At 71.4% G+C, this 16,316-nt stretch carries 14 protein-coding genes and 2 pseudogenes; 11 read left to right on the forward strand and 5 right to left on the reverse strand.

All coding sequences use genetic code 11. The features are described 5' to 3' along the window. Positions 1-69: 69 nt before the first annotated feature. The 5 genes and pseudogenes from AC3CH1_RS34745 to AC3CH1_RS34765 all read left to right on the forward strand — a co-directional run. Positions 70-954, forward strand: a pseudogene (locus AC3CH1_RS34745) (xanthine dehydrogenase family protein molybdopterin-binding subunit); the annotation flags it as partial. 193 nt (positions 955-1,147) lie between these two features. Next, the gene (locus tag AC3CH1_RS34750; protein ID WP_488466513.1) at positions 1,148-1,606 is read left to right on the forward strand and encodes an ATP-binding protein; all 459 of its coding nucleotides are present in this window, start codon (positions 1,148-1,150) and stop codon (positions 1,604-1,606) included. A 162-nt stretch (positions 1,607-1,768) separates the two neighbouring features. Further along, positions 1,769-3,181, forward strand: a complete 1,413-nt coding sequence (locus AC3CH1_RS34755; RefSeq protein ID WP_488466514.1) for an NADP-dependent succinic semialdehyde dehydrogenase — start codon at positions 1,769-1,771, stop codon at positions 3,179-3,181. Between the two features lie 43 nt (positions 3,182-3,224). Further along, a complete protein-coding gene (locus AC3CH1_RS34760) occupies positions 3,225-5,612 on the forward strand; it encodes a phosphoketolase family protein (protein WP_488466515.1) in 2,388 nt (795 codons plus the stop codon). Between the two features lie 119 nt (positions 5,613-5,731). Beyond that, complete coding sequence (locus tag AC3CH1_RS34765) at positions 5,732-6,691, forward strand: D-2-hydroxyacid dehydrogenase family protein (RefSeq protein WP_488466813.1); 960 nt, start codon at positions 5,732-5,734, stop codon at positions 6,689-6,691. Positions 6,692-6,719: 28 nt separating this feature from the next. On the opposite strand, the gene AC3CH1_RS34770 is transcribed toward AC3CH1_RS34765, so the two are convergent. Next, the gene (locus AC3CH1_RS34770) at positions 6,720-7,835 is read right to left on the reverse strand and encodes a baeRF3 domain-containing protein (protein WP_488466516.1); all 1,116 of its coding nucleotides are present in this window, start codon (positions 7,833-7,835) and stop codon (positions 6,720-6,722) included. Between the two features lie 119 nt (positions 7,836-7,954). Between AC3CH1_RS34770 and AC3CH1_RS34775 the strand changes: the two genes are divergently transcribed. The 3 genes from AC3CH1_RS34775 to glsA are packed head-to-tail and all read left to right on the forward strand — an operon-like array spanning position 7,955 to position 10,419. Continuing rightward, positions 7,955-8,449: a DUF1269 domain-containing protein gene (locus AC3CH1_RS34775; RefSeq protein WP_488466517.1), complete on the forward strand. Its 495-nt coding sequence runs from the start codon at positions 7,955-7,957 to the stop codon at positions 8,447-8,449. Positions 8,450-8,507: 58 nt separating this feature from the next. Then, positions 8,508-9,056: a hypothetical protein gene (locus tag AC3CH1_RS34780; RefSeq protein ID WP_488466518.1), complete on the forward strand. Its 549-nt coding sequence runs from the start codon at positions 8,508-8,510 to the stop codon at positions 9,054-9,056. A gap of 13 nt (positions 9,057-9,069) precedes the next feature. Beyond that, the gene (glsA, locus tag AC3CH1_RS34785; RefSeq protein WP_488466519.1) at positions 9,070-10,419 is read left to right on the forward strand and encodes a glutaminase A; all 1,350 of its coding nucleotides are present in this window, start codon (positions 9,070-9,072) and stop codon (positions 10,417-10,419) included. 24 nt (positions 10,420-10,443) lie between these two features. Here glsA and AC3CH1_RS34790 read toward each other — a convergent pair whose 3' ends face one another. Both AC3CH1_RS34790 and AC3CH1_RS34795 read right to left on the reverse strand, forming a co-directional pair. Further along, the gene (locus tag AC3CH1_RS34790; protein WP_488466520.1) at positions 10,444-11,262 is read right to left on the reverse strand and encodes an endonuclease I family protein; all 819 of its coding nucleotides are present in this window, start codon (positions 11,260-11,262) and stop codon (positions 10,444-10,446) included. 265 nt (positions 11,263-11,527) lie between these two features. Then, entirely contained in the window at positions 11,528-12,082 is a 555-nt protein-coding gene (locus AC3CH1_RS34795; protein ID WP_488466521.1) for a GH25 family lysozyme, read from the reverse strand. A gap of 157 nt (positions 12,083-12,239) precedes the next feature. Here AC3CH1_RS34795 and AC3CH1_RS34800 point away from each other — a divergent pair, with 157 nt between their 5' ends. The 3 genes and pseudogenes from AC3CH1_RS34800 to AC3CH1_RS34810 form a co-directional block, all read left to right on the forward strand. Continuing rightward, entirely contained in the window at positions 12,240-12,452 is a 213-nt protein-coding gene (locus tag AC3CH1_RS34800; protein ID WP_488466522.1) for a hypothetical protein, read from the forward strand. 127 nt (positions 12,453-12,579) lie between these two features. Further along, the gene (locus AC3CH1_RS34805; protein ID WP_488466523.1) at positions 12,580-13,734 is read left to right on the forward strand and encodes a methyltransferase; all 1,155 of its coding nucleotides are present in this window, start codon (positions 12,580-12,582) and stop codon (positions 13,732-13,734) included. Between the two features lie 261 nt (positions 13,735-13,995). Beyond that, a pseudogene (locus AC3CH1_RS34810) lies at positions 13,996-14,178 on the forward strand (acyl-CoA dehydrogenase family protein); the annotation flags it as partial. Between the two features lie 81 nt (positions 14,179-14,259). On the opposite strand, the gene AC3CH1_RS34815 reads toward AC3CH1_RS34810, so the two are convergent. Both AC3CH1_RS34815 and AC3CH1_RS34820 read right to left on the reverse strand, forming a co-directional pair. After that, positions 14,260-15,030 carry an alpha-ketoglutarate-dependent dioxygenase AlkB gene (locus tag AC3CH1_RS34815; RefSeq protein WP_488466524.1) on the reverse strand — a complete coding sequence of 257 codons (771 nt, stop codon included), beginning with the start codon at positions 15,028-15,030 and terminating at the stop codon, positions 14,260-14,262. Beyond that, a complete protein-coding gene (locus tag AC3CH1_RS34820; RefSeq protein WP_488466525.1) occupies positions 15,014-16,243 on the reverse strand; it encodes a hypothetical protein in 1,230 nt (409 codons plus the stop codon). The genes AC3CH1_RS34815 and AC3CH1_RS34820 overlap by 17 nt, the downstream gene beginning before the upstream one ends. Between the last annotated feature and the right edge of the window lie 73 nt (positions 16,244-16,316).

Here is a 16,316-nt window from a genome sequence, read left to right on the forward strand (position 1 = left end):
CCGGACAGCGGCCGCCCCTTCAGCAGCCGCGGTCTCGCCGCCTGCCTGCGCGACGGTGCGGCCCGGTTCGGCTGGCACGACCGCGACCCCCGGCCCGCCGCCCGCCAGGAAGGCCGCTGGCTCATCGGTACGGGCGTGGCCTCCGCGACGTACCCCGTCCTCGTCTCCCGGTCCTCCGCGACCGCCCACGCGGCGCCGGACGGCGCCCTGCGCGTCGAGGTCAACGCCACCGACATCGGCACCGGGGCCCGCACCGTCCTGGCCCAGATCGCCGCCGACGTGCTCGGCGTCGCCCCGGAGGCCGTACGCGTCGACATCGGCTCCACCGGCCTGCCCGCCGCCCCACTGGCCGGCGGCTCCTCCGGCACCGCCTCCTGGGGCTGGGCCGTGCACAAGGCGGCGACCGGCCTCGCCGCCCGCCTGGCGGAGCACCGGGGCCCGCTGCCCGCCGAGGGGATCACCGTCACCGCCGACACCGAACAGGAGACCGGCGAGGAGTCCCCGTACGCCCGGCACGCCTTCGGCGCGCACTTCGCCGAGACGGCCGTCGACGCCGTGACCGGCGAGGTCCGCGTACGCCGCCTCCTCGGCGTGTTCGCCGCCGGGCGGATCCTCAACGCGCGCACCGCACGCTCCCAGTTCACCGGCGCCATGGTGATGGGCATCGGCATGGCCCTCACCGAGGGCTGCGGCATCGACCCGGACTTCGGCGACTTCACCGCCAAGGACCTCGCCGCCTACCACGTGCCCGTCTGCGCCGACACGGCCGACATCCAGGCGCACTGGATCGAGGAGGACGACCGCCACCTCAACCCGATGGGCTCCAAGGGCATCGGCGAGATCGGGATCGTCGGCACCGCCGCCGCCATCGGCAACGCGGTCCGCCACGCCACCGGCGCCCGGCTGCGCGAACTGCCCCTCACCCCGGACACCTTGCTGCCCTACCTGCTCTGACCGCCTTGCGACCGGACATCGGCTCCCACCAGCACGGACGGCTCAGCTGTTGCGCGTCCGGCCTACGCGACGCACCCTGATGAGTGACCCAGAAGTGATGTGCGCTCACGTTTCGTGTTCGGGGTTCGTTCGTACGGCGGGGTGAAGTACGACGGGGTGACAGACGTGGGCCTCGTGGTGAGGAGCCTCGACGATGACCGTTCCACTCGACCGGCACTACTCGGTCGAACTGCAGGTGTCGGCAGAGCGCGTTTCCCAGGTGCGGCGGATCGTCGCCGCACACCTTCGTCACTGGAGTCTCGACCTGCACGTCCGCCCGGTGTGCCGGGCCCTGGACGAGCTCCTGACCAACGTCCACCGGCACGTCGGCGACGGCAGCACCTGCGTCGTCGAACTCCGCTGGACCGGGCGGCACGTGACCGTGTCCGTCGCGGACGACAGTGCCCGGATGCCGCGACTGCTGCCGGCCGGCGGCGGGCTGAGCCGGGTCATGGCCCTGAGCGACAGTTGGGGCACCTGCCGGACCACGGACGGCAAAGTGGTCTGGTTCACCCGCTACGCCGAGGCGCCGCGGCCCGCGGGTCTGCTCCCGTACACCCCGCTGCCCGGCGTTCGCACCGCCCGCCTCGTTCCCCTGGCGGCGCTCGTGTGACCGCCCGGAGGAGCGGCCCCCTCACCCGGCCGACGCGGAACGCGCTGCCCCGGCACGCATGATCCGCGTCGGCCGGGTATGTGCGGGGGAGGGGAGGGCCGCGTTGCGCGGACCGGTGCGGCGCGGCACGGTCGGAGTACCGATGCAAAGGAGGCCACTGCCATGCCCATCGCGACGGTCAACCCCGCGAACGGCGAACTGATCAGGTCATTCGACGCCCTCGGCGAGGAGGAGACCGAACGCAGGATCGCCGCCGCCGCCGAGACCTTCCGCCAGTACCGCGCCACCCCCTTCGAGCAGCGGGCCGGCTGGCTGAACCGGGCCGCCGACCTCCTCGACGAGGACCGCGACACCATCGCCCGCACGATGACCGTCGAGATGGGCAAGCCCGTCACGGCGGCCCGCGCGGAGGCGGCCAAGTGCGCGAAGGCGATGCGCTGGTACGCCGACCGTGCCGAGGGGCTGCTCGCCGACGAACACCCGGACCCCGACGACGTGAAGGACTCCGGCGCCACCGGCGCGCTGGTCCGCTACCGCCCCCTCGGCGTGGTCCTCGCCGTGATGCCGTGGAACTTCCCGCTCTGGCAGGTGGTGCGCTTCGCCGCCCCCGCACTGATGGCGGGCAACGTCGGACTTCTCAAGCACGCGTCGAACGTGCCCCAGACCGCCCTCTACCTGGAAGACCTCTTCCACCGGGCGGGCTTCCCCGCCGGCTGCTTCCGTACGCTCCTGATCGGCTCGGGCGCCGTCGAGGCGATCCTGCGCGACCCGCGCGTCGCCGCCGCCACCCTCACCGGCAGCGAACCGGCCGGCCGCGCCGTCGCCGCCACCGCCGGTGACGAGGTGAAGAAGACCGTGCTGGAACTCGGCGGCAGCGACCCCTACCTGGTCCTGCCCTCGGCGGACGTGGAGAAGGCCGCCGCTACCGCCGTCACCGCCCGCGTCCAGAACAACGGCCAGTCCTGCATCGCCGCCAAGCGCTTCATCGTGCACGCCGACGTCTACGACGCGTTCGCCGAGCGGTTCACCGCGGGCATGCGCGCCCTGACCGTCGGAGACCCGCTGGAGGAGGGCACCGACATCGGACCGCTCTCCACCGAACAGGGCCGCACCGACCTGGAGGAACTCGTCGACGACGCCGTCGAGCGGGGCGCGGAGGTGTTGTGCGGCGGACGGCGTCCCGACAAGCTCGGCGGCGGCCTGGAGAACGGCTGGTTCTACGAGCCCACCGTGCTCGCCTCCATCACCACCGCCATGCGCGTCCACCGCGAGGAGACCTTCGGCCCCGTCGCCACCCTCTACCGGGTCGCCGACCTCGACGAGGCGATCCACCTGGCCAACGACACCCCCTTCGGCCTCAGCTCCAACGTCTGGACCCGCGACCCCGGCGAGCAGGAGCGCTGCGCCCGCGACCTGGAGGCCGGCGGGGTCTTCTTCAACGGGATGACCGCCTCGCACCCGGCCCTGCCCTTCGGCGGGATCAAGCGCTCCGGTTACGGCCGTGAGCTGGCCGGACACGGCATCCGCGAGTTCTGCAACGCCACCACACTCTGGTACGGACCCGAGGCGTCCTGACACCCCCGCCCGTGCGCCGTCACCCGACGAGGAGACCTGCTCCGTGAGCGACCCCCGTACGCCCTCCGCGCCCTCGACCCTCTCCGACGACGAACTCGCCGCGCTCGACGCGCACTGGCGCGCGGCCAACTACCTCGCCGTCGGCCAGATCTACCTGATGGCCAACCCGTTGCTGACCCGCCCGCTCGTCCCCGAGGACATCAAGCCGCGGCTGCTCGGCCACTGGGGCACCTCGCCGGGGCTCAACCTCGTCCACACCCACCTCAACCGGGTGATCAGGTCCCGGGACCTGAGCGCCCTGTGCGTGTGGGGGCCCGGACACGGGGGGCCGGCCGTCCTCGCCAACTGCTGGCTGGAAGGCAGTTACTCCGAGACCTACCCGGACGTCGGCCGGGACGCCGAGGGCATGGGGCGGCTCTTCCGGCAGTTCTCGTTCCCCGGCGGCGTGCCCAGCCACGTCGCCCCCGAGACGCCCGGCTCCATCCACGAGGGCGGCGAACTCGGCTACGCCCTCGCCCACGCCTACGGAGCCGCCTTCGACCACCCGGACCTCACGGTGGCCTGCGTGATCGGCGACGGCGAGGCCGAGACGGGCCCGCTCGCCGCCTCCTGGCACGCCAACAAGTTCCTCGACCCGGTCCACGACGGGGCCGTCCTGCCCATCCTCCACCTCAACGGCTACAAGATCGCCAACCCGACGGTCCTCGCCCGCGTCCCCGAGGAGGAGCTCGGCCAACTGCTGCGCGGCTACGGGCACGACCCCCTGTTCGTCAGCGGCGACGACCCGGCAGCCGTCCACCGGGCCCTGGCCGCCGCCATGGACACCGCTCTGGACCGCATCGGCGCGTACCAGCGGGCCGCCCGCGAGGACGGCGCCACCGAGCGCCCCCGCTGGCCCATGATCGTGCTGCGCACCCCGAAGGGCTGGACCGGACCCGAAGAGGTCGACGGACTGCCCGTAGAGAACACCTGGCGCTCCCACCAGGTCCCGCTCTCCGGCGTCCGCGACCACCCGGAACACCTGCGGCAGCTGGAAGCCTGGCTGCGCTCCTACCGGCCGGCCGAACTCTTCGACGCCGACGGCCGCCCCACCGAACAGGTCCTCGCCTGTGTGCCCGAGGGAGCTGCCCGGCTCGGCTCCACCCCGTACGCCAACGGCGGGCTGCTCCTGCGCGACCTCCCGCTGCCCGACCCGGCGGACCACGCCGTACGGGTCGACAGTCCCGGCACCGCCCTCCACGAGCCGACCAAGGTGCTCGGCGGCCTCCTGGAGAGCCTGATGGCCGCGACCGAGGACCGCAGGGACTTCCGCGTCGTCGGCCCCGACGAGACCGCCTCCAACCGGCTGGACGCCCTCTACCGGGCCACCGGCAAGGCCTGGCAGGCCGGCACCCTGCCCACCGACGAACACCTCGCCCACGACGGCCGCGTGATGGAGGTGCTCTCCGAACACCTCTGCCAGGGCTGGCTGGAGGGCTACCTCCTGACCGGACGGCACGGGCTCTTCTCCAGTTACGAGGCCTTCGCCCACATCGTCGACTCGATGGTCAACCAGCACATCAAGTGGCTGCGCACCTCGCGCCGGCTGCCCTGGCGGCGGCCCATCGCCTCCCTCAACTACCTGCTCACCTCGCACGTCTGGCGCCAGGACCACAACGGCTTCTCGCACCAGGACCCCGGCTTCGTCGACCACATCCTCAACAAGAGCCCCGAGGTCGTGCGCGTCTACCTCCCACCGGACACCAACACCCTGCTCTCCGTCGCCGACCACGCGCTGCGCAGCCGCGACTACGTGAACGTGATCGTCGCCGGGAAGCAGCCGACCTTCGACTGGCTCACCCCGGACGAGGCCCGCGCCCACTGCGCGCGCGGGGCCGGAGCCTGGGAGTGGGCCGGGACCGAGGACGGGAGCCGGGAGCCGGACGTGGTCCTCGCCTGCGCCGGGGACGTGCCCACCCAGGAGACGCTGGCCGCCGCCGGCCTGATCCGCCGCCATCTGCCGGAGCTGGCCGTGCGCGTGGTCAACGTCGTCGACATCGCCCGCATGATGCCCGAAGCGGAGCACCCGCACGGCATGCCGGACTCCGAGTACGACGCCCTGTTCACCCGCGACAAGCCGGTGATCTTCGCCTACCACGGCTACCCGTGGCTGATCCACCGGCTGGCCTACCGCCGCAACGGCCACGCCCACCTCCATGTGCGCGGCTACAAGGAGGAAGGCACCACGACCACGCCGTTCGACATGGTCGTCCGCAACGACCTCGACCGCTACCGGCTGGTCATGGACGTCATCGACCGGGTGCCCGGGCTCGGCGTCCGGGCCGTCGCCGTACGCCAGGAGATGGCGGACGTCCGCACCCGCCACCACGCCTGGATCCGCGAGCACGGCACGGACCTGCCGGAGGTCGTCGACTGGACGTGGGGCGGCTGACGGCGTCGGTCACCGGATCTGTTCCCCCCCGACCGGCGTTCCCACCCACCGGCGTTCTCGCCGTCGGGGCGATGAGCGATCATGGGCGGCGACCCGAGACCCACCCCGGAGAGGCCGCCATGAAGCTGCGCTGTGCCGTGATCGAGGACTTCCAGTCCGTCGCCACCACCGTCGTCGACTGGTCGCCCGTGACCGCGGACGTCGAGGTCGTGACCTTCACCGAGCACCTCGCCACCGAGGACGAAGCCGCCGCGGCCCTCGCCGACTTCGACCTCGTGGTCACCCTGCGCGAGCGGGTGCCCTTCCCGGCGGAGCTGTTCGCCCGGCTGCCCCGGCTACGGCTGCTCGTCGCCTCCGGGATGCGCAACTCCGTCATCGACCTCGACGCGGCGAAGCGGCACGGGGTCGTCGTCTGCGGCACCGCCAGCTCCTCCACCCCGCCCGTCGAGCTGACCTGGGCGCTGCTCCTCGGCCTGGCGCGCGGGATCGTCCCCGAGGCCGAGTCGCTGCGCTCGGGCGGCCCCTGGCAGTCCACCCTCGGCGCCGATCTGCACGGGCGGAGGCTCGGGCTGCTGGGACTCGGAAAGATCGGCGGCCGGGTCGCGCGCGTGGGCCTGGCGTTCGGCATGGACGTCCTGGCGTGGAGTCAGAACCTCACGGAGGAACGGGCCGACGAGGTCGGAGCACAGCTGGCGGCCTCCAAGGAGGAACTGCTGGCCTCCAGCGACTTCGTCTCCGTCCACCTGGCGCTCGGCGACCGGACCCGGGGCCTGATCGGCGCGGCCGAACTCGCCCTGATGCGCCCGACCGCGTATCTGGTCAACACCTCCAGGGCGGCCGTCGTCGACACGGACGCCCTGCTCGCCGCCCTGCACGCCGGTGTCATCGCCGGCGCCGCGACCGATGTGTTCGACACCGAGCCGCTCCCGGCCGGTCACCCGGTCCGCACGGCTCCGCGGCTGCTGGCCACCCCCCACCTGGGCTATGTGTCGCGCGCCAACTACGAGACCTACTACGGCCAGGCCGTGGAGAACATCAGGGCCTTCCTCGACGGGCAGCCGCTCCGCCGCCTGGGCTGACGGCACGGGGCCCTCTCAGAGGCCTCGGTCAGTAGCGGAGCGCCGCCGCGATCCGGCCGTGGTCCGCCAGCGAACCGTCCTCGACGAAGACCACATCGGCGCCGCTGTCGAGCGCGGCCTCGACCAGTTCGTCGACGATGTCCTCGCGGATCGTGCCGTCCGCGCTCTGCGTGCTCCCCTCGGGCACCGGCTCCAGGTGTTCGGCGGTCACCTGGACGGCCGCCTGGAAGTGCTCCTCCACCGCGACCAGCCCCGCCCGGCCCTCACGGACGGCCGCCCACACCTCGTCGAGCCCGCCGGCGAAGGAGTGGGCGCTGCGGGCGTTGTCGAGCCGGGTCTCCACCTCCTCCGCCGCCCGGCGAGCGCCCTCGTCGAGAGCGGGCCGCAACTCCTCGAGGACCTCGGCGGGCGACAGGTCGGCCGGTGCGCCCTTGGTGACCCGGCCGACGGCGGACCCGGAGCTCTCGCCGACCTCGTCCAGCAGGGCGAGGGCGGGGGCGAGGCCCACCAGATACAGCGGGCGCGGGTCATCGGCGAGCACCGCGCGCAGCTTCTCGTCGACATCGCGGAAGAAGTTCCGCGTCTCCTCGTCGGTGAAGAGGCTCGGGGTGTCCCCGATCCGCTCCTCGCGCTGCGGGTTCGGCGGCTCCTTCGGCGCGGTCAGAGGGAAGCCGCCGACCTCCTCCCGGCGGATGCCGTCGCCCGTGCCGATCCACAGCGTCGCGTGGTCGGCGGCGACCGTCAGCGCCCGGAAGGGCCGGGTCTGGGCCTTGGCGGCGACGAGGTTGCGGGTGAGGTAGGTGTCGCTGAGCACCACCCGTTCGGGTGCGGTGCGCGGCAACTGCCAGATCCAGTACTCCTCGGTGGTGGCGAGGAGTACCAGGGAGTCCATGGCCGCACGGGGGTCGACCTCGCCCGCCGCCCGCTCCAGCTGGTGCACGAGGGCGGCCCGGACCTCGCGGCTGACCTGTGGATCGGCTTCGAGACGGTGTCCTGCATCCGCCACCAGGTTCCGCAGGCGGACCGGGTCCTGGGCGTTGTCCGGGGCCTTGCGGTGGGTCGGCATGGTCAGGGACAGGGCCGGATAGGGCCGGGTCGCCCGCAGCTCCCGCAACAGGTCGGCGGTCAGGGCGTCCGTATCCATCGTTCCCTCCCAGGGCTCGAACCCGCTCCCGTATGAAGCGGATGCTTCGACGAGTCAATTCATACCTTTTGATCCTAATATGAGCGAGTTGTTGCCCTTGGAGTACGGGAGGTTGCGCGATGTCCACGCTCACGGTGTGGAAGTTCGGGACGGCCGAAGGCGCGGAGAGTGTCGAGGAGGCGCTGAAATCCCTTCAGAAGGAAGGGCTGATCAAGATCCTCGACGCGGCGGTCGTCAGCTGGCCCGCCGACCGGGCCAAGCCGCGCACGAAACAGCTGCTGAACCTCGTCGGCGCCGGGGCCCTCAGCGGGACCTTCTGGGGCATGCTCTTCGGCCTGATCTTCCTCATGCCGCTGCTGGGCGCGGCCATCGGGGCGGCCGCCGGGGCGCTCGGCGGGAGGCTCGCGGACGTCGGCATCGACGACGACTTCATCGCCGAGGTCAAGGAGAAGGTGACGCCCGGAACCTCGGCGCTGTTCCTGCTGACCATGAACGAGGTGCCCGAGCGGATCGGCGCACAACTGCCCGGCGACGGCGCCGAACTCCTCCACAGCAACCTCGACACCGAGCGCGAGGCGAAGCTCCGCGACATCTTCGGCGACGAGACGGTGTGACCGGCCCACAGCCCTTCCCCCCTCCCGCACCTCCTCTCCTGGATTGGACGGACCGTCCGTGAAGCCGAAACTCCCCGTGCGCCGAGCCGTACGCGCCCTGGCCCCCGTAGCCGTCGCGGGCCTGCTGTTCGCCTCCACGGCGGCCTGTGACTCCGACACCAGCGGCGAAGGGACCGATCAGGGCGTCCACACCCTCACGCCCGAACCGGAGGAGTCGCCTTCCGAGGCGCCGAGCCCCCGCACCCAGGAGAGCTTCGCCGCCTCGGTCTCCGCCGAGTCCGAACGCGTACGGCAGGAGGCGACGAAGCGGCTGGAGGAGGTCGAGGGCCGGGGCAACGCCGTCGGCGACGTCTCGGTCAACGGACTGCCGCTCGACGCGTCCGAGGAGGTCCGCAGCGCCCTCGTCCGGGTCACCAACCCCACGGACAAGGCGGCGTTCTTCGCCGTGAAGGTGGAGTTCGTCGACGCCGAGGACAAGGTCCTCGACACCGTCGTCGTCGGCGTCGAGGACGCGCCGCCGGACCGTACGGTCTCCCTCCAGGCCAACAGCCGCAAGGCCGCCGGGGTGAAGACCTTCCCCCGGGTCGCCCAGGCCGAGCGCGGCTGAGGAAGGGCGGGCCATGAGCGCCGCCGACGCGGTGACCGACTCCCTCCAGAACCTGCGCGACCGGTTCGTCGGCGTACGGGAGGGGAAGCCGGCCGACTACATTCCCCAGCTGGCCCTGGCCGATCCGGACGCCTTCGGTCTCTCGCTGGTGAGCATGGACGGACACCGCTATGTCGCGGGCGAGGCCGAGGTCCCCTTCACCCTCCAGTCGGTCTCCAAACCCTTCGTCTACGCCCTCGCGCTCTCCCTGCTCGGCCTCGACGAGGTGAGCCGCTGGGTCGGCGCCGAGCCGAGCGGCGAGGCGTTCAACGCCATCAGCCTCGAACCCGGTACGGGCAGGCCCGCCAACGCCATGGTCAACGCCGGTGCGATCGTCACCACGGCGCTGATCCCCGACACCCGGGACGAACCCGCCTTCGACCGGATCCTGCACTGCCTCGGCCGCTTCGCCGGGCGCGAACTGGACGTCGACGAAGAGGTGTTCAGCTCCGAGTCGGTGACCGGGGACCGCAACCGGGCGCTGGCGTACCTGATCCGTTCCACCGGCACCATGCCCGTCGACCCGGTCCTGGCGGTCGACCGCTACTTCCGTCAGTGCGCGATCCGGGTCACCGCCGTCGACCTGGCCACGATGGCCGCGACCCTCGCCTACGGCGGCGTGAACCCGGTGACCCGCGAGCGGGTCGTCCCCGCCGAGGTCGCCGCCCGGGTCCTCGCCGTCATGGCGACCTGCGGCATGTACGACGGCTCGGGCGAATGGCTGCTGCGCGTCGGCCTTCCCGCCAAGAGCGGGGTGTCCGGCGGCCTCATCGCCGTGGGACCCGCCCGCTTCGGCGTGGCGACCTACAGCCCGCCGCTGGACGCCACCGGCGGATCGGTGCGCGGCCACGCCGCACTGGAGGCGATGTCGGACCGCTACGGGCTCCACCTCATGCTCAACCCCGCACTCCCCGGCTCCACCGTCACCCTCGTCACCACCGCGGACGACCTGCCGTCCGCGCCCTCGGCCGGGCGCGAACGGGTCCTCCACCAACAGGTCGGCGTCGTCGTCGCCCAGGGGTCCATCGACTTCACGGCCGCGGAGCGTGTGCTGTACGCCCTGGACGAGTCCGGGCCGGACGGGGGCTCGGTCGTCCTGGACCTGCACGACGTCACGTCCGTCGACTCCGTGGCCCTGGCGATGCTGCACACCGGGCTCGCCCGGCTCGCCGGCGACGGGCGGCGCGCGGCGGTCGTCGACCCGAACGATCTGCTGGGCCCGCCCGACCTCGTGCGGGAACGGACCGGCCAGGACCTGCCGCGCTACGCCACCCGTGAGGACGCCGTCGAAGGCTGCGCGCGGGCCCTGGCCGGGGAGGACTGAGTCGTACCCGCCGGGCGGGACGGACTACCAGATGGCGCCGACCCACTCCGGGTGGTCTATGAACGGGTTCCGGTTGTGCTGGAACCGGTCGAATATGACGTCGTTGCGGCGTTTCTCGAAGGTGTCCGGCGGGTCTTCCTGGCTCCACTGCTTCAGGACCGACAGCTTGCCCATCTTCGGTGCGGACCCGTTGTTCACCCGGTCGTTGGGTTCGAGGTCGGCGAAGGCGTCGTCGCCCTCGTAGCGCACCGCCATGTAGAGGATCATGCGGGCGACGTCGCCCTTGACCTCGTCGCGCGGTTCAAAGGAGTCGCTGTCGGTGAAGTTGCCCGGTGCGTCGCCCAGTTCGCTCCCGCCGTTGTCGAAGTCCTTGTTCCCGCGCGTGGAGTTGACCTTGACGTCGGTGGGCCGCAGGTGGTGGACGTCGGTGCCCGGGCCCGTCGCGGTGCCGAAGTCGCCGTGCGACTTGGCCCAGACGTGCTCCCGGTTCCACTGGCCCACGTTGCCGCCGTTGTCGTTCTCGGACTGGGAGCGCCCGGTGTACAGCAGGACGACGTTGGAGGAGTCGGCGGGATCCTCGTCGGTGGCCTTGAGGGCGTCCCACACCTGGCTGTAGGAGAGTTTGGTCTGGTCGCTGATGATCGTGTGCAGGGCGGACTTCAGCTCGGCTCCGGTCTTGCCGAGCGCGTCCTGGTAGTAGGTGTCGTCGAGGGCTGCCGCGGTGGCGGTGGAACGGCCGGGCGAGGCGTCCGACGGGGCCGCCGCGGCGGTGCCGGCGAGCACGGTGACGACCGCCACCGCGGCGAGCAGTGGACGCGCGTAGAACGAGTGACGACGGGACATGTGGGGTGTCCTCTCCGGAACGCGGGCGTCGCGAGGAGGACCCGGGGTGGGGTGCCCGCGCGACGGCCGTGCGGTAGGTGGTCAGGCGGGAGCCTTCCACACGCACCGTGCCCCACGTGTGAACAGTGTGTACCTATCATGTGCAGGTCAAGAATGGGCCCGTAGGAAGCCGTTGGAGTGCCGTACGCCCCTGGTGGCCCAGGGCCGCCGGGGGCGTACGGGGTGCGCGGGGCGTGCGGGGTGTCCGCCCTCCCCGGCCGGGGCCCTACCGGCCGGCCGCCCAGTCGCGCAGGGCGCGGACCGAGCCGAAGTCGGCCACGTTCCGGTCGAGGGGGTCGTCGGTGTACTGGTGAATGCGCCACTCCGCCTCGACGCGGGGCTTGCCCGCGGTGCCGTAGTCGGCGATCCACAGCCCGTCGCCCGCGTAGCCGGTGGTGTCGTGGTTGAGCCAGAAGGAGCGGTTGCAGTACAACAGGACCCGGTGGTCGGGCCGTTCCCGTTTCACCGCGCGGATGAACCGGTCCTTGTCCGCGTTGCTCGCCCGCGTCCCGCCGCCGGTCTGTTCCCAGTCGACCGCGAGCAGATCGCCCGCCTTCTCCGGGGTCTTGCTCAGGAAGTACGCCACCTGGTCCGCCACGTCCCCCGGCCAGAGGAAGTGGTAGAAGCCGACGACGCACTCGGCGTCCCTGGCCCGCTTCACCTGCGCGTTCAGACGCGGATTGACGTAGGTGCGGCCTTCGGTGGACTTGATGATGACGAAGTCGAGTCCGTCCGTGTCGTAGGAGGGCTGATAGGCGCTGACGTCGACACCGTGGAGCATGGGCACCGCCTCGGAGAATGGGGCAACGACCTCCTTCTCCTGCCCACTCCCCGGGCCCCCCAAGGGCTGATTCACCCTCCCGGGTAACGGGCGCTCGCTTCTCGGATGCGGCCGGGTCGGCGGGGGGCGAGAATTGCCGCAAGGACGAGGAGGCGGCATGAGCGAAGAGTCCGAAACCGTATCCGCGGCCGTGTCCGGGCCGGACGGCATCACGCCCGACCGGCTCCTGCACACGGGCGCGAGCGACCGGCCGAGCGCGGAGGACCTGGTGCTCGCCTCCGGGCGGGACCTGACGCCGGAGACCTTGGAATGGGCGCGGCGCAAGCTGGCCGCCGAGGGACGTTCGGCCATCGACAAACAACTGCCCTGACGGCCCGGCGGGCCCGCGGACGCACCCGGCGGGCGGGCGCGCGGAGCCGTACGTCGAGGTGGATGCCGCCGGGGAGCCGGGGAGCGTGTGGGGCGCGCCCCGGTCCCTCGGCTAGCCTGAGTGACATATGAACCGTTTGACGACCTCACAGGGCGCTTTCGAGCTCGCCCGCTTCCCCGAGTACCCGCGCGACCCCTTCCGCGCGTGGGACGCCGCCGACGAATACCTGCTCCGGCAGCTGACGGACCCCGAGACGGGCCCGGTCGACCTCTCGGGGACGGTCGCGGTCGTGGGGGACCGGTGGGGGGCGCTCGCCACCGCGCTGGCCGGGCACCGGCCGGTACAGATCAGCGACTCCTACCTGGCCCGGCGCGCGACCCTCGCCAACCTCGCCAGGAACGGCATCGACCAGGACGCGGTCCGGCTGCTGTCCTCGCGCGACACCCCGCCGGACCGGATCGACGTCCTGATCGTCCGGGTGCCCAAGTCCCTGGCGTTCCTGGAGGACCAGCTCCACCGGATCGCCCCCTCCGTCCACTCCGGCACCGTGATCATCGGCACCGGCATGGTCAAGGAGATCCACACCTCCACGCTCAAGCTCTTCGAGCGGATCATCGGCCCGACCCGTACCTCCCTCGCGGTGCGCAAGGCACGGCTCATCTTCTGCACCCCGGACCCCGCTCTGCCGCGCACGCCGAGCCCGTGGCCGCACCGCTACGAGCTGCCCGCCGACGTGGGCCCGGTCGCGGGCCTGACCGCCGTCAACCACGCGGGGATCTTCTGCGCGGAGCGCCTCGACATCGGCACCCGCTTCTTCCTGAAGCACCTGCCCACCCGGTCCGGGGCGGTCCGGGTCGTCGACCTGGGCTGCGGCAACGGGGTCCTCGGGCTCTCCGCCGCCCTCGCCAACCCCGACGCGCACCTCACCTTCGTCGACGAGTCCTACGGGGCGGTCGCCTCCGCCGAGGAGACCTTCCGGGCCGGTGCGCCCGACGGCGCCAAGGCCGACTTCCTGGTCGGTGACGGTCTCGGCGACCTCGACCCGGGCAGCGTGGACCTGGTGCTGAACAACCCGCCCTTCCACTCGCACATGGCTACGACCGACGCGACGGCCCGCACGATGTTCGCCGGGGCCCGCACCGCCCTGCGCCAGGGCGGTGAGCTCTGGGTCGTGGGCAACCGGCACCTCTCGTACCACACCCATCTGCGCCGGATCTTCGGGAACTGCACCACGGTCGCGGGCGATCCGAAATTCGTGGTGCTGCGCGCCGTCAAGCGCTGACCGCTGGGCCTTTCGTCCGCCGGACGCCCGCCGGCCCTTCCGGATTCTTGCAACACGTTCTCCTGTGTGCGCCGCCGCACACGGACGACGCCGAAGCGAGACTCCGGAGGGGCCGTGCACCTCGCATACACGCCTGAGCAGCAGCGGCTGCGTACCGAACCGCGCACCTGCTTCACGACCCTGGTGCCCCACCACGCCTACGCCCGCTACGCGGAGCCCGCCGCCCAGAAGCGCTTCTACCGCGACACGGTCGTCCGCAGGCTCGGCGCCCACGGCACGATGGCGGTCCGCGCCCTGCTCGCCCGTACCCACACCCGCCTCGACGCGATGAAACTGCTCAACTGGCAGATGGTCGCGGCCCTCAAGGACGGCGCCCTCACCCCCCAGGACGCCTCGGCGGTCAAGGTCTACGGCTCCCGGGGATCATCTCGTGGATCGGGCTGGGGATGCCGCGCGTGCGGAGGTGAGGAGCAGGCGGCCTTCGCGGCGGAGTGCGGCCCCGCCACGTGGTCGAGGGCCCGAAGGTCAGACGGGCGGCATCAGATCGCTCTCGCTGACGGTGTACGTCAGTGGCGGGTAGCTGAAGTCCGTCTCCTTGTTCTCGCGGCGTCGCAGCCGGTAGAACTCACTCCTCTGCTCCTCGTCGGCCGAGGTGAGGCGAGCACCCCGCGAGAGGTGCGCCTGCCCGTCGCGATACCGGACGAAGGTCTTCGACGTACGGAAGGTCACGCCCAGCCACAGGTTGTCCGCTGTCCGGGAAGGATCCTCCAGCACGATTCTGTGCCTGAGGCGCCTGTTCGCGTCGACGGAGAACACGACGACACCGTTGTGGGTCAGGGGGACCTCGAACCTCTCGTCACCGGACTCCTTCGGTTCGAAGATCAGCTTCCTCGGCGGGCCCGCTTCGGGAGACCGGTAGCAGGAGAGGACGGCGATGAACGATTCGTCGGCCAGATCGAGGGCCTGGTCGGAGTGGCCGCCCATTCTCGTGTAGGCGTTCGTGTAGGTCTCGATGAGAGCGTTGTTGAAGCCGACCGGCAGCGCCGCACGTTCCTGGACGCGTCGCGCCAGCCGCTCGTGCACGGCCCGGAAGCGCTGTGCGGGGCTGCTGTACCGCGTGGTCGTGCGTACGAGGGGCACTCCGTCCGTCTCGTCCGTCCTGGTGAGCACGGCGCCTCGCCGCCCCTTGCCCAGTTCTTCCAGCCGGGCCGAAGTGGACAGCTCCGTGAAGAGGTCCTCCCCGGTCGGCATGGCGCACACGAGGATCTCGTCCGAGAACCTAGATCCTGGGGGCAACGTAGTCTCCCGAGTTCATGCTGAAGAGGAATGCGTCGCCGTAGTCGATGAAGGACGAGGTCCGGTTCTCCTCGGCGTACAGCTTGCGCAGATCGTCCAGCCCGGCCGGTGTGGGCGGTTCCATCCTCACCAGGCCCCCGGCCACTGCGAGGAACGTGTGGCCGTCCCTGTGCACGGCTTCGGTGCTCGAACAGCGCACCACGTACCCCAGGCGGGTCGGGAGCAACTCCGCGTCCAGGGCCGGGGGCCGGATCTCGTGCGTGTACAGGCGGTTGGTGGACAGCGGCATGAAGAACACGGAGCCGGGATAGAGGGTCACGCTGAACTGCGGGGGGAGCGGGGTCCCGTCGCGTTCCTCGGCCGTCTCCTTGAGACGGAAGCGGAGTCGGGTCAGCCCGCTGACGCCTTTCACGCCGTGGTCGAAGGCGTCACCGGTCAGGGGGCGCAGGCCGTCGAGCCGGTCGTAGAAAGTGCAGAACGCCATGATGCCGTTGACGGGCATGTCCTTGGTCTTGTCGGCATGGGCCGAGATCTTGGCCTTGGACTGCTTGCGCTCCGCCGTGGCAAGGGTGTTGTGGTAGATCTGGGCGAGGACGTGATTCAGCGGAGCCTGGCCCCGGAAGACGGAGGCCGCCTCGCGGTTCAGCGCCTCGACGATGTGTGTGTCGGTCGGGCGGAAACCCTCCGTCGGCCCCGAGAGGTTCGTGGAGCATCGGAGCAGGCGGAAACGCAGAGCGTCGCCGTTCCGTGTGACGGGCGTCAGATAGATTCCGCTGCGATGCGCTGTGCCGGGCTTGGTGGACTCCGTCAGGGACTGGAACGCGTGCTCCGCGCTGATCCGTTCGAAATGACCGGCGTCGAGCCCGAAGAAGCGGCGGTAGTACACGCCGACCCCGTGTACGCGAATGGGGACCCGACCGAGGTCGATGAGGGTCCAGGGGCCGTCGATGTCCTGGTGGTACCCGTGGGACAGCTCCCGGACGACGAACACCCGGGCGGCGGAGTGCAGGCGGCGGCCGCTGAGCGCGGATATGTCACCGCACAGGTAGACGGTCCTCCCGGTGAGGTCGGTCGCGCCCGCGGCGAGATCCTCGGGCGTGATGACGGAACCGAAGAAGTCCCTGATCGCGTCGTCGTCGTGCAACACCGAAGGGGCGACCAGGAGGTTGCTCGCGTCCTCGATGTGGGCTTCCGTCAGCTCTGGCGTGTGCATCAACCGGTACCTGTCCTCTTCGCGGGACTCGATGGTCTCCTCGAAGCGGGAGACCTGGCAACGGTCCGCCTCC

It is taken from the genome of Streptomyces sp. MGP-P1 (genome assembly GCF_057766565.1).

What these genes read in the sequence shown, in the direction of transcription:
- AC3CH1_RS34750 (WP_488466513.1), top strand. Translation starts at nt 1,148, where the DNA reads ATGACCGTTCCACTCGACCGGCACTACTCGGTCGAACTGCAGGTGTCG.
- AC3CH1_RS34755 (WP_488466514.1), top strand. Translation starts at nt 1,769, where the DNA reads ATGCCCATCGCGACGGTCAACCCCGCGAACGGCGAACTGATCAGGTCA.
- AC3CH1_RS34765 (WP_488466813.1), top strand. Translation starts at nt 5,732, where the DNA reads ATGAAGCTGCGCTGTGCCGTGATCGAGGACTTCCAGTCCGTCGCCACC.
- AC3CH1_RS34770 (WP_488466516.1), bottom strand. Translation starts at nt 7,835, where the DNA reads ATGGATACGGACGCCCTGACCGCCGACCTGTTGCGGGAGCTGCGGGCG.
- AC3CH1_RS34775 (WP_488466517.1), top strand. Translation starts at nt 7,955, where the DNA reads ATGTCCACGCTCACGGTGTGGAAGTTCGGGACGGCCGAAGGCGCGGAG.
- glsA (WP_488466519.1), top strand. Translation starts at nt 9,070, where the DNA reads ATGAGCGCCGCCGACGCGGTGACCGACTCCCTCCAGAACCTGCGCGAC.
- AC3CH1_RS34790 (WP_488466520.1), bottom strand. Translation starts at nt 11,262, where the DNA reads ATGTCCCGTCGTCACTCGTTCTACGCGCGTCCACTGCTCGCCGCGGTG.
- AC3CH1_RS34795 (WP_488466521.1), bottom strand. Translation starts at nt 12,082, where the DNA reads ATGCTCCACGGTGTCGACGTCAGCGCCTATCAGCCCTCCTACGACACG.
- AC3CH1_RS34800 (WP_488466522.1), top strand. Translation starts at nt 12,240, where the DNA reads ATGAGCGAAGAGTCCGAAACCGTATCCGCGGCCGTGTCCGGGCCGGAC.
- AC3CH1_RS34805 (WP_488466523.1), top strand. Translation starts at nt 12,580, where the DNA reads ATGAACCGTTTGACGACCTCACAGGGCGCTTTCGAGCTCGCCCGCTTC.
- AC3CH1_RS34820 (WP_488466525.1), bottom strand. Translation starts at nt 16,243, where the DNA reads ATGCACACGCCAGAGCTGACGGAAGCCCACATCGAGGACGCGAGCAAC.